This window comes from Bacillus sp. NMTD17 (genome assembly GCF_002998735.1).
Taxonomy (GTDB): domain Bacteria; phylum Bacillota; class Bacilli; order Bacillales; family Bacillaceae; genus Bacillus.
This window is the reverse complement of sequence record NZ_PVRH01000001.1, coordinates 796,312-807,348: the sequence shown is the minus strand read 5'-3', so window position 1 is coordinate 807,348 and position 11,037 is coordinate 796,312. Positions and strand designations below refer to the sequence as shown.

15 protein-coding genes and 1 riboswitch are annotated in these 11,037 nt (G+C 42.1%); all 15 genes read right to left on the bottom strand.

Translation table 11 applies throughout. From position 1 onward, the window contains the following. Positions 1 to 5: 5 nt before the first annotated feature. The 15 genes from sufB to gcvH all read right to left on the bottom strand — a co-directional run bounded on the left by sufB (position 6) and on the right by gcvH (position 11,036). Positions 6 to 1,403, bottom strand: a complete 1,398-nt coding sequence (sufB, locus tag C6347_RS04110) for a Fe-S cluster assembly protein SufB (protein WP_034659904.1) — start codon at positions 1,401 to 1,403, stop codon at positions 6 to 8. Between the two features lie 17 nt (positions 1,404 to 1,420). Beyond that, positions 1,421 to 1,867, bottom strand: coding sequence for a Fe-S cluster assembly sulfur transfer protein SufU (gene sufU, locus C6347_RS04105; protein WP_008347017.1), 447 nt, complete (start codon positions 1,865 to 1,867; stop codon positions 1,421 to 1,423). After that, positions 1,857 to 3,077 (bottom strand): cysteine desulfurase, encoded by a 1,221-nt coding sequence (locus C6347_RS04100; RefSeq protein WP_060597263.1) that lies wholly within the window; start codon positions 3,075 to 3,077, stop codon positions 1,857 to 1,859. The genes sufU and C6347_RS04100 overlap by 11 nt, the downstream gene beginning before the upstream one ends. Beyond that, the gene (gene sufD, locus C6347_RS04095; protein ID WP_066030431.1) at positions 3,077 to 4,390 is read right to left on the bottom strand and encodes a Fe-S cluster assembly protein SufD; all 1,314 of its coding nucleotides are present in this window, start codon (positions 4,388 to 4,390) and stop codon (positions 3,077 to 3,079) included. The genes C6347_RS04100 and sufD overlap by 1 nt, the downstream gene beginning before the upstream one ends. 18 nt (positions 4,391 to 4,408) lie before the next feature. Next, entirely contained in the window at positions 4,409 to 5,194 is a 786-nt protein-coding gene (gene sufC / locus C6347_RS04090; RefSeq protein ID WP_003213654.1) for a Fe-S cluster assembly ATPase SufC, read from the bottom strand. 211 nt (positions 5,195 to 5,405) lie between these two features. Then, a complete protein-coding gene (locus C6347_RS19185; protein ID WP_162839378.1) occupies positions 5,406 to 5,543 on the bottom strand; it encodes a YuzK family famiily protein in 138 nt (45 codons plus the stop codon). A gap of 215 nt (positions 5,544 to 5,758) precedes the next feature. Then, on the bottom strand, positions 5,759 to 6,127 hold the full coding sequence (locus tag C6347_RS04085; protein WP_003212803.1) for a carboxymuconolactone decarboxylase family protein: 369 nt from the start codon (positions 6,125 to 6,127) through the stop codon (positions 5,759 to 5,761). Between the two features lie 104 nt (positions 6,128 to 6,231). Next, positions 6,232 to 7,053: a methionine ABC transporter substrate-binding lipoprotein MetQ gene (metQ, locus tag C6347_RS04080; RefSeq protein ID WP_003212678.1), complete on the bottom strand. Its 822-nt coding sequence runs from the start codon at positions 7,051 to 7,053 to the stop codon at positions 6,232 to 6,234. A 14-nt stretch (positions 7,054 to 7,067) separates the two neighbouring features. Then, positions 7,068 to 7,736: a methionine ABC transporter permease gene (locus C6347_RS04075; protein ID WP_003213651.1), complete on the bottom strand. Its 669-nt coding sequence runs from the start codon at positions 7,734 to 7,736 to the stop codon at positions 7,068 to 7,070. Next, a complete protein-coding gene (locus C6347_RS04070; RefSeq protein WP_003213439.1) occupies positions 7,729 to 8,754 on the bottom strand; it encodes a methionine ABC transporter ATP-binding protein in 1,026 nt (341 codons plus the stop codon). Before C6347_RS04070 ends, C6347_RS04075 begins: the two co-directional genes overlap by 8 nt. Positions 8,755 to 8,909: 155 nt before the next feature. Next, positions 8,910 to 9,018, bottom strand: a riboswitch (SAM riboswitch). A 102-nt stretch (positions 9,019 to 9,120) separates the two neighbouring features. Beyond that, on the bottom strand, positions 9,121 to 9,462 hold the full coding sequence (locus tag C6347_RS04065; RefSeq protein WP_003212918.1) for an SCP2 sterol-binding domain-containing protein: 342 nt from the start codon (positions 9,460 to 9,462) through the stop codon (positions 9,121 to 9,123). 120 nt (positions 9,463 to 9,582) lie between these two features. Then, on the bottom strand, positions 9,583 to 9,885 hold the full coding sequence (locus C6347_RS04060; RefSeq protein WP_003213095.1) for a thioredoxin family protein: 303 nt from the start codon (positions 9,883 to 9,885) through the stop codon (positions 9,583 to 9,585). Positions 9,886 to 9,897: 12 nt separating this feature from the next. Next, complete coding sequence (locus C6347_RS04055) at positions 9,898 to 10,242, bottom strand: toprim domain-containing protein (RefSeq protein ID WP_003213068.1); 345 nt, start codon at positions 10,240 to 10,242, stop codon at positions 9,898 to 9,900. Between the two features lie 128 nt (positions 10,243 to 10,370). Beyond that, the gene (locus C6347_RS04050) at positions 10,371 to 10,607 is read right to left on the bottom strand and encodes a YusG family protein (RefSeq protein ID WP_003212882.1); all 237 of its coding nucleotides are present in this window, start codon (positions 10,605 to 10,607) and stop codon (positions 10,371 to 10,373) included. A gap of 45 nt (positions 10,608 to 10,652) precedes the next feature. Beyond that, positions 10,653 to 11,036 carry a glycine cleavage system protein GcvH gene (gene gcvH, locus C6347_RS04045; RefSeq protein WP_003213614.1) on the bottom strand — a complete coding sequence of 128 codons (384 nt, stop codon included), beginning with the start codon at positions 11,034 to 11,036 and terminating at the stop codon, positions 10,653 to 10,655. Position 11,037 lies beyond the last annotated feature (1 nt).

Here is an 11,037-nt window from a genome sequence, read left to right as displayed (position 1 = left end):
ATAGGTTATCCGATACTACCTTCCATTTCGAACTTAATCAAACGGTTCATTTCAACGGCGTATTCCATTGGCAGTTCTTTTGTGAATGGCTCGATGAAGCCCATGACGATCATTTCTGTTGCTTCTTCTTCAGAAATTCCGCGGCTCATCAAGTAGAATAGCTGTTCTTCTGATACTTTTGATACCTTCGCTTCGTGCTCTAATGAAATGTTGTCGTTTAAGATTTCATTGTAAGGGATCGTATCAGATGTTGATTTGTTATCCATGATGAGTGTGTCACACTCGATGTTTGAGCGTGCACCCTCTGCTTTGCGTCCGAAGTGAACGATTCCGCGGTATGTGACTTTACCGCCTTGTTTCGAAATCGATTTCGATACGATCGTTGAAGATGTGTTTGGTGCAAGGTGAATCATTTTCGCACCTGCATCTTGGTGCTGACCTTTACCTGCTAGGGCAATACTTAATGTCATACCACGAGCACCTTCACCTTTTAGGATGACCGCTGGGTATTTCATTGTCAGCTTAGAACCGATGTTTCCATCAATCCATTCCATTGTCGCATTCTCTTCACATACTGTACGTTTCGTCACAAGGTTGAAGACATTGTTTGCCCAGTTCTGAATCGTTGTATAACGGCAGTAGCCGCCCTTTTTAACGACGATTTCAACAACCGCACTGTGAAGAGAGTTTGTTGTGTAAACTGGTGCTGTACAGCCTTCTACGTAATGCACATGTGCGCCTTCATCAACAATGATCAGTGTACGCTCGAACTGACCCATGTTCTCAGAGTTGATACGGAAGTATGCTTGAAGTGGTGTATCTACTTTTACGCCCTTTGGTACGTAGATAAATGAACCACCAGACCATACAGCCGAGTTAAGCGCAGCAAATTTGTTGTCAGTCGGAGGAATGACTTTTGCCCAGTGCTCACGGAAGATGTCTTCGTTCTCTTTTAATGCGCTGTCTGTATCTTTAAACACAATGCCTAGATCTTCAAGGTCTTGCTTCATGTTGTGATACACAACCTCAGATTCATACTGAGCAGATACACCTGCTAAGTACTTTTGCTCTGCTTCTGGGATACCAAGCTTATCAAAGGTTTGTTTGATTTCTTCTGGTACTTCATCCCAAGAACGCTCAGAGCGCTCAGATGGCTTTACGTAGTACGTAATTTCATCAAAGTTTAATGCATTTAAATCTCCGCCCCATTGTGGCATCGGCATGTTGTAAAAGTGCTCAAGAGATTTCAAACGAAAGTCGAGCATCCACTGAGGCTCTTCTTTCATACGAGAAATTTCTTCAACGATCTCTTTTGTCAGTCCGCGCTCTGAACGGAAAATGGAAACGTCTTTATCAGAAAAGCCGTATTTATATTCACCAACATCTGGCATTTTTTTAGCCATCCATTTTCACTCCAATCTTATGATTTGCCGTTATCTTCGGCAGATGCGCCTTTTTCAAGCGCCTTCCAGGATAATGTTGCACATTTGATGCGGGCTGGGAATTTTGCCACTCCCTGCAGCGCCTCAATGTCACCAAGATCAATGGAATCGTCGTATTCTTTTCCTAGCATCATATCGGAGAAAATCTGAGACATTTTCAAAGCTGTTTCAATATCTTTCCCTTTAATCGCCTGCGTCATCATAGAGGCAGATGCCATCGAAATAGAGCATCCTTCTCCTTCAAATTTCGCATCAATGACTTTTTCGTCTTCGATTTTCATCGTGAGACGAATGCGGTCACCACACGTTGGGTTGTTCATATCGACGACAATGCTGTCGTTTAACACACCTTTGTTTCTCGGATTTTTATAATGATCCATAATCACTTGTCTGTACAGTGTGTCTAAGTTTACATTAAAAGACATTCGTAAAATACTCCTTTGTCTTACGGAGCGCTGCGATGAGCTCGTCAATCTCTTCTTCTGTATTGTACAGATAGAAGCTTGCTCTTGCAGTCGCTGATACACCAAGCCATTTCATGAGCGGCTGTGCACAGTGGTGTCCAGCACGAATGGCGACACCTTCCGTATCCAGAACAGTAGACGCATCATGTGGATGGACGTCGTCTAAGTTAAACGTCACAAGTCCAGCTCGGTGCTGCGGTCCATAAACAGTCGCACCATCAAGCTCCTTAAAGCGCTCAAGCGCATAAGTGACAAGCTGATGCTCGTAACGGCTGACTTCTTCCATACCAATGTCATTTAAGAAATCAATCGCTTTTCCTAGTCCAACTGCTCCGGCAATAATCGGTGTTCCCGCTTCAAATTTCCACGGCAGCTCTTTCCAAGTAGAATCATACAGATCCACAAAGTCGATCATTTCACCGCCAAACTCAGCAGGCTCCATATTATTCAAAAGGTCCTTCTTCCCGTAAAGTACACCGATGCCAGTCGGTCCACACATTTTATGCCCAGAGAATGCGAAAAAGTCACAATCTAGATCCTGAACATCAATTTGCATGTGCGGCGTGCTTTGCGCACCATCGACGACAATGATTGCCCCATGATCATGGGCAATTTTAGCGATCTCTTTAATCGGGTTGATGGTTCCTAATACGTTTGAGACATGTGTGACAGCGACGATTTTCGTTTGATGTGTGACCGTTTGCTTCACATCTTCAAGCGATAGCGTGCCGTCTTCCTGTAACGGAATGTATTTCAATGTGGCGCCAGTTGCTTTTGCTGCTTGCTGCCAAGGGATGATATTCGCATGATGCTCCATGTGCGTAATGACAATCTCATCGCCTTCTTTGAGGTTTGCTCTTGCATAGCTGATCGCCACTGTGTTTAGTGCAGTTGTTGTGCCTCTAGTAAAAATAATCTCCTGGACAGATGAAGCACGGATGAATGCACGAACTTTCTCTCTCGCACCCTCGTATGCGTCCGTTGCTTTTGTGCCAAGGGTATGAACACCCCTGTGGACGTTCGAGTTGTAAGACCGGTAATACTCATTCATTGCATCAATGACCACTCTTGGTTTTTGAGAAGTCGCTGCACTGTCCAAATACACCAAATCATGTCCGTTCACTTGCTGATGAAGGATTGGAAACTGCTCACGAACGTCTTTGATATTCATTATTTTACTTTCCTTTCAATCACAGAAACGAGCTGCTTTTTAACTCCTTCAATCGGCAGTTCTTTGACGACTGGATTTAAGAAGCCATAAATCACAAGTCTTTCTGCATCTTCTTTGGATATCCCGCGGCTCATGAGGTAATACAATTGAATTGGATCGACACGTCCAACAGAAGCAGCATGCCCTGCTGTGACATCATCTTCATCAATTAATAGAATTGGGTTTGCGTCACCGCGTGCTTTCTCACTCAGCATGAGAACTCGTGATTCCTGCTCTGCATTTGACTTCGTTGCGCCATGCTCGATTTTACCAATTCCGTTAAAGATAGAGGATGCTTGATCCTTCATCACACCATGCTTCAAGATATACCCTTCAGAGTTTTTACCGAAGTGGATGATGCTTGTTGTAAAGTTTTCTGTTTGATTGCCCCGGCCGACAACAACTGATTTTGTATCACCGAATGTACCGTCGCCCATGAGCTTTGTGATGTTTTCAGACACGACGTCTCCATCATTCATCAGGCCAAGCGCCCATTCGATTTTACTGTCACGGCCATTTGCCATACCGCGTCTGTTCACATAGACTGTGACACCTTCTGCAAGGTTATCTACTGCACCGTAAGTGACGCGGGCATTAGCTCCTGTAAACACTTCAGACACGATATTGAAGATCGCTTCTTCCGGCTTTGCCGTACTGATGTAGTTTTCTACATATGTCACAGCACTATGGTCGTCTGCTACGACGATGACATGGTTGAACAAAGTCGTGTCGTCATTTTCATGCAGGTAGACGGCTTGAATTGGTGCTTCAAGTTCTACATTTTTCGGTACATAGAGGAAAGCTCCACCATTGACTAAAGCAGCATGTAAAGCTGTTAGTTTATGCTCATCTACTTTTACTGCATCAGTCATGAAGTATTTCTGCACTAGATCTCCATGTTCGCGGATCGCTGTATGAAGGTCAGTGAAGATCACACCTTTGTCTTTCGCTTCCGTTGAAAGAGACAAGTATGCTGGCGTTTGATCACGCTGAATGTAGACTGTCTTATCCGTGTCCTCTAAATCAATGAGAGATTTCACTTCTTCAGGAAGCTCTTCTAATGATCCAAATGGCGCACTTTCGACTGTATGCTGTTTGAAATTGGTTAAATTCCATTTAGAAATATTCGTTTTGTCAGGCTTTGGCATTGGAAGGTCTTCTGCTTTTTCAAGAGCCTGTAAGCGAAGGGAGCTCATCCATGCCGGTTCCTGATGCTTCTCGGAGAAGCTTTTGACATAATCTTGATCTACTGATAATTTCGTTTCTAATGTCATCAATAATCCTCCTAACGCTTACGCTTCTTGACCAACAGTTTCGTCTTCAATTCCTAACTCTTTTTTAATCCAGTCATAGCCTTCTGCTTCTAAACGCTGCGCGAGCTCTGGTCCGCCAGATTTCACGATACGTCCTTGCATCATGACATGAACATGATCTGGTGTGATGTAGTTCAGTAGACGCTGATAGTGAGTGATCATTAAGCAGCCGAAGCTTTCGCCGCGCATTCTGTTAATTCCTTTAGAAACCACTTTCAAAGCATCGATATCAAGACCAGAATCGATTTCGTCAAGAATCGCAATCTTTGGTTCAATCATCATTAATTGAAGAATTTCATTGCGTTTTTTCTCCCCGCCTGAGAAACCTTCGTTTAGGTAGCGCTGCGCCATGTCTGGGTCCATTTCAAGGAACTCCATGTTTTCGTCCATTTTGCGGATGAATTTCATCAGAGAGATTTCATCGCCTTCTTCTCTGCGAGCGTTAATAGCAGAACGAAGGAAGTCCGCATTTGTGACACCACTAATTTCAGATGGGTATTGCATCGCAAGGAAAAGACCTGCTTGAGCGCGCTCATCTACTTCCATTTCAAGTACATCTTCGCCATCTAGCAAAATGCTGCCTTTTGTTACTTCATATTTAGGGTGTCCCATAATTGCAGCAGATAAAGTTGATTTACCTGTACCGTTTGGTCCCATTACTGCGTGGAATTCTCCACCTTTTATCTCGAGGTTTACACCCTTTAAGATTTCTTTCCCTTCAATCTCAACGTGCAAGTCCTTAATTGTTAATGTCGAAGCAGTCATATATCGATACCTCCAAAATAATCATTATTCTCAATTTATTCTCATTCTAATTTTATAACAAATTAAAAGTGAATACAACACATTCACGATATACGTGAGAGGATGCTCTCAAAATTCTAACAAAAAAAGCCGGTAGATAAAAGGATTTATGTCGAAAAGACTGTTTTCATAAAGAAAGGACGGGAAACTGTTCTCCCCGTCCCTGAGCTATTTAATAGCCTCGTATATTCATTTTTGCGAGCTGTCTTTTCTCATCTCGATAGGACTGCTCTCGTTTATATTCCACTTTCATCCGTAAGTCATGGTCTCTTTCGTACTCTGCATAGCTCATGCCGTGAGCTTTATGCATGGCCTTTTCCATCTCGGCGGTATAATCCAATCCCAGTGTACTATGGTCCGAACAAATAATAAACCATTCCCTTCTTTGAGTGTAGCTTTATTATATCAAAGACATGCGGCTTCACTCAAAAGGGATATGACGTTCTATGCTGGCATATTTTCTCACACAATCGGCTGAGAACGACTCAACTCCCTGATATGGAAAAATACCGTCTTATCCTTCCCTTAATGCGTCTGTCCTCCAAATTCATCAATACATTGCTGAACGACAGTAATCCCTTGACTCAGTGCTGCCCCGCCGCCAAATGCTGCCGCCACGCTGACAACCTCCAGCAAATTCTCTTCTGTCGCGCCTTGATCGAGCGCTCCCTTTGTATGATAAATCATGCAGTATTCATCCTGTGCATGAATACTGATGCCAAGGGCAATCATTTGCTTTTCCTTTTGCGTTAATGAATCGCTCTGAAAGCATTGCTCCGTAAATTCATTGAATTTCTTCCCAAACACCGGCATTTTCTTCTGAAATTCACCCATTGCCGTTTTATAATCAGTCAGTGATTGCTGCATGGATCCGCTCATATGCTGTTCATTCATCTTCATTCCATCCCTTCAGGTCATTTGTACATTTTTATTATGAGCGAGATTTGAAAAAATACACAAAAAAACCTCGCTTTGATGAAAGCGAGGTTAACACATTGTTATTCAGATACCGGTAGTACAGCACCGTCATATTTTTTGTCGATGAATTCTTTGATTTTATCAGAGTGAAGAACTTCCATTAATGTCTTGATCTTATCTGATTTTTCTTCACCTTTGCGAACCGCCACGATGTTTGCATATGGGTTGTTCTTTGTTTGCTCAAGTTCAATTGAATCTTTTTTCGGATTCAATTTATTTTGAATCGCATAGTTGACGTTAATAAACACAGCATCGCCTTCACTGTTTTCATAAGCTTTCGCTGTTAGTTCAGGAGCGATTTTTTTGAACTTTAGGTTCTTCGGGTTTTCTTTGATGTTCTTTACTGTTGCGTTGATTGTATCAACTTTAGGATCAATCTTAATGACACCAGCATTTTGCAATAGTGCAAGCATACGGCCTTGTTCAGCTACGTTGTTTGTCATGATGATCGTTCCGCCGTTTGGAATATCTTTTACTGATTTGTATTTCTTAGAGTAGATACCGAAAGGCTCAAGGTGAACCGCACCAGCACTAACTAGGTTGTAATCTTTGTTTGATTTATTTTCTTCATTTAAGTAAGGGATATGTTGGAAAAAGTTTGCATCCACTTCTTTTTCAGCTAACGCTTTGTTGTACATTTTATAATCACTAAGTACTTTCACTTTTAGATCGTAGCCTTTTTCTTTTAGAAGTGGTTTTGCTTCTTCAAGAATTTCGGCATGTGGTGTTTTTGAAGCGGCAACCGTAATGGTTTTGCTATCACTTGCGTTATTAGATGAACCGCATGCAGCTAAGATGCCTGCAAATGCTAGAAATAGTGCACTTAAAATCAATTTCTTCATGAATAAATCCTCCCTTAACGTTTATCAATTTTATTTGTAATCAAATCACCGATTATTTGAATAATAAAGACGATGATGAGAATAAACACAGTAGCTACAAGTGTGACATCTGTATTACCAGATTGGTATCCTTCCACATAAGCAAGGTCACCAAGTCCGCCTGCTCCAATTGCACCTGCAATCGCAGTTGAGCCAATTAAAGCAATCGCTGTTACGGTAATACCTGAAATGAGGGCTGGCAATGATTCTGGCAGCAATACTTTGAAAATGATGGTCGACGTTTTCGCTCCCATTGACCGTGCTGCTTCAATGACTCCTTTGTCTACCTCACGCAGTGCAATTTCGACAAGACGTGCATAGAATGGAGCTGACCCAATGACAAGGGCAGGGAGTGCTGCATTTGGACCTAGAATTGTATGCATTAAGAATTTCGTGAACCCTAATAAAAGAATAATTAAGATGATAAAAGGAATCGATCTGAAAATGTTGACGACTGCACCGATGACAGCATTGATCGGTTTATTTTCCCAAAGACCGCCTTTTCCTGTAAGGAAGAGCAGGAGTCCTAGGATAATCCCGATTGCAAAAGCAAATGCCAATGAAATGAGTGTCATGTACACCGTTTCACCCGTTGCATTCCAAATCACATCTAGGTCAACGTTCGGAAACCATTTCTCAAACATGTGTCATCACCTCAATTTCAACCTGTTTACTTTGGATATAGGCGATGGCTTTTTCAACCTCGGTCTCTTCTCCATTAATATGGATAAAGAGTGTTCCAAACGCGCCTTCCTGCGTTTGAGAAATCTTTCCTTGAAGGATGTTTACATCGACCTTGAAGGATCGAATGATTTCAGTGATGAGCGGTTGCTCGGCAGAATCGCCAATAAAGGACAACCGTACGACCTGACCTTCTTTTACTCGCTCTAAGACGTGTTCGATTGTTTCTTTCGCTTCCTCTGGTTCAGCAAGCTGCTGTACAAATCGCTTCGTCATCTCTTCCTTCGGCTGTCTGAAGACGCGTAATACTTCGCCTTCTTCGACAATGCGTCCATTTTCCATGACCGCGACGCGATGACAAATTTTGCGAATGACGTGCATTTCGTGTGTGATGAGCACAATTGTCAGCCCTAAACGTTTATTGATATCCGCTAAAAGATCAAGGATAGAATCCGTTGTTTGCGGATCAAGCGCTGATGTTGCTTCGTCACAAAGAAGAACCTTTGGATCATTTGCTAATGCTCTCGCAATCCCCACACGCTGCTTTTGTCCGCCGCTAAGCTGAGACGGATACGCATTTTCTTTTCCTTCTAAACCGACTAATTTAATCAGTTCATTCGCACGCTCTCTCCGTTTCGATGTAGGTACACCTGCGATCTCAAGCGGGAACATAATATTTTGTCTCACTGTTCTTGACCAAAGTAGGTTAAAGTGCTGGAAAATCATGCTGATTTCTTGTCTTGCTTTCCGAAGTTTCGCATTCGATACTTCATTGATCCGGTTGCCTGCCACTTCAACAATTCCTTCTGTTGGCAGCTCCAGACCGTTTAATAGGCGAATAAGCGAGCTTTTTCCGGCACCGCTATACCCGATAATTCCGAATATTTCACCTTTATCAATATCTAAGTTGACGTCTTTTACTGCGTCAACATTTCCACTTTTTGAGTAGTACGTTTTTGATACATTCTGTAAATGGATCACAGTCTGCTCACCTGCTTTCTTGCTGAATCTATAGGTTGCCATCACATACGTTCATTTATTCTTCGTGCTGTCATGACTCTAGCCTGTTGCCAGATCAGTAAAAAAGACCTAACTGCAACGCAAGCAGAAAGGCCTTTTATTTCAAATACGCCTTTCTCTCATCTTTCAAAGCGTTGCGACTTTGAGTGAATTGGCACCAATTTCAGCTATGCTGACGGTTGCCGGGTTTCATAGGGCACGTCCCTCCACCTCTCTTAATAAGAGAAAATATGTTGTTTTATGTGATGTTCATGTTTTTACTAACGTAGAATATCATGCCACCCGAGATATGTCAACGCTGTAAATCGCTAATTTCCAAGTAAACGACTAAGTTATCATTTTTCGAAAAAAACCGTTCGTCAGCCAAAGTACCGCCTCTAGTCTTAGGAGCGCACGGAATGACCCTTTTACTTTCACTTGTCCCCTGCTAATTAACTGCTGTAAGGACATATCTCCATCTAATAATTGAAGTATTTCTTTTCTCTCACCATAAAAGATGAGATCCGATAACTCAATTGCAGGTAGTTTCTTCACTTCACCACGCTCATCCACAATCAATGTACAAGAGTCAGTTTCCGCCTCAAATGTAATCTTCAAGGATGATGATGAGAGCAGCGGTTTTAGCAATAATCGCTGCCCTGTGTTTCCATGGGTTTTCACTTTTTCCACATGTATAACCTCCCTGTCATTTGGTTATACATAACATTTCTCTACAAACATTCGCTTGTCCTTTATAAATAACTCGACAAATTTTCAGATGAATTGCTTGAAATATGACAAAAAACCGCTTTATTTAGCGGTTTCAATCATTTCATGAAGATATGGTACGGAGTGAAAGGCATAGCCTTTTTGCACCAGCTCACCTTTTTTAAACAGTAGAAAGCAAGGAACGCTTTCGATCTCAAAAGCCTTCGCAAAGCCTGGTGAGTAGTTTAAGTTATTTTCATAAAAAGGTACATCCGGCTGCATGGTGTCTACGACAGCCAGCATTTTCTTTGCCAGCTGACATGTTCCGCAAAACGGTGTATATAAGTATAAAAGAAATAAATCGTCCTTTATCTCCTTGAATTCGTGTTCTTCAATCTCTTTCATATACGTCCACCCTCATAAATATTTCGAATGAACATCAATGTTTGCAGCTAATAGGATAGATGCAATGTGGGCTGACGGTGAAGCGGCCACTTCGCGGTACGTTCTGTCGACAAAAAGATGAAATGCTTCAGGGAATTCTTTTCGAAATTGCTTCCGCAGTTTGTCGCCTGCATCGTCACTGTCTGCTAATATGTAAACGTCTTTCCCCAATAATTCGTCTACGAGCTGATCCAGCTTCGATGTACTGATCGTGCCATTGGTGCAAATGATGGTAACAGGTTCACTTATGACTTCTTTTAGCTTTTGTTTGTCTGTTTTACCTTCTACAATGATGACCTTTTCTACCTCTACATTCATCACGATCACCCGGCCCTTTTGACGTTGTTCACTTCTCCCTTAGATTACAATTTTTCATTCAGGTTGTAAAGATTGGGCGCTTGCACTAAAAAGACTGCAGCTTATGCTCACTGCAGCCTCATCTGTGATTAGCACCAGCCATTTTCATCATCACAGTCTACATATTTTTCTGTTCCGTGGGTCAATGTATCCGTCAGACGATAAAAACGATTTTGCTCATAGGAATAACCTGATTTTAACTCATATTGGTTTTCACTAATCATCGTGCCAATCTCTTCATTTTGATGATACAGCACCATGCCGCTTTCTTTGAATCGTCCAGTGACATGATCTGTTATATCCACATGTTCTTTTTGAAAAGACAAATTGGACACCCCCCCATAAAGGTAGAGTGTCCAATTTCACGTGAATTAGTCTTCTTTTGTCATTTCTTCATATTGCTCAGCAGTCATCAAGTTCTCAATTTCAGATGTATCAGCTGGCTCTACCACGATCATCCATGCTTTTTCGTATGGAGAGTCGTTGACGAATTCAGGGCTGTCATCCAGCTCATCGTTCACTTCGACGATTGTACCGTTGATCGGTGCGTAAAGCTCAGAAACTGTTTTCACTGATTCTACACTTCCGAAAGGCTCGTCCGCTGTAATTTTGTCTCCTACTTCAGGAAGCTCAACGAACACGATATCGCCTAGCTCAGATTGAGCAAAATGCGTAATACCGATACGCACCTTATCTCCTTCTACTTTGACCCATTCATGTTCTTCTGAATAACGTAAATCTTTTGGTGTGCTCATT

What these genes read in the sequence shown, in the direction of transcription:
- sufB (WP_034659904.1), bottom strand. Translation starts at nt 1,403, where the DNA reads ATGGCTAAAAAAATGCCAGATGTTGGTGAATATAAATACGGCTTTTCT.
- sufU (WP_008347017.1), bottom strand. Translation starts at nt 1,867, where the DNA reads ATGTCTTTTAATGTAAACTTAGACACACTGTACAGACAAGTGATTATG.
- C6347_RS04100 (WP_060597263.1), bottom strand. Translation starts at nt 3,077, where the DNA reads ATGAATATCAAAGACGTTCGTGAGCAGTTTCCAATCCTTCATCAGCAA.
- sufD (WP_066030431.1), bottom strand. Translation starts at nt 4,390, where the DNA reads ATGACATTAGAAACGAAATTATCAGTAGATCAAGATTATGTCAAAAGC.
- sufC (WP_003213654.1), bottom strand. Translation starts at nt 5,194, where the DNA reads ATGACTGCTTCGACATTAACAATTAAGGACTTGCACGTTGAGATTGAA.
- C6347_RS19185 (WP_162839378.1), bottom strand. Translation starts at nt 5,543, where the DNA reads ATGCATAAAGCTCACGGCATGAGCTATGCAGAGTACGAAAGAGACCAT.
- C6347_RS04085 (WP_003212803.1), bottom strand. Translation starts at nt 6,127, where the DNA reads ATGAATGAACAGCATATGAGCGGATCCATGCAGCAATCACTGACTGAT.
- metQ (WP_003212678.1), bottom strand. Translation starts at nt 7,053, where the DNA reads ATGAAGAAATTGATTTTAAGTGCACTATTTCTAGCATTTGCAGGCATC.
- C6347_RS04075 (WP_003213651.1), bottom strand. Translation starts at nt 7,736, where the DNA reads ATGTTTGAGAAATGGTTTCCGAACGTTGACCTAGATGTGATTTGGAAT.
- C6347_RS04060 (WP_003213095.1), bottom strand. Translation starts at nt 9,885, where the DNA reads ATGAAAGAGATTGAAGAACACGAATTCAAGGAGATAAAGGACGATTTA.
- C6347_RS04055 (WP_003213068.1), bottom strand. Translation starts at nt 10,242, where the DNA reads ATGAATGTAGAGGTAGAAAAGGTCATCATTGTAGAAGGTAAAACAGAC.
- gcvH (WP_003213614.1), bottom strand. Translation starts at nt 11,036, where the DNA reads ATGAGCACACCAAAAGATTTACGTTATTCAGAAGAACATGAATGGGTC.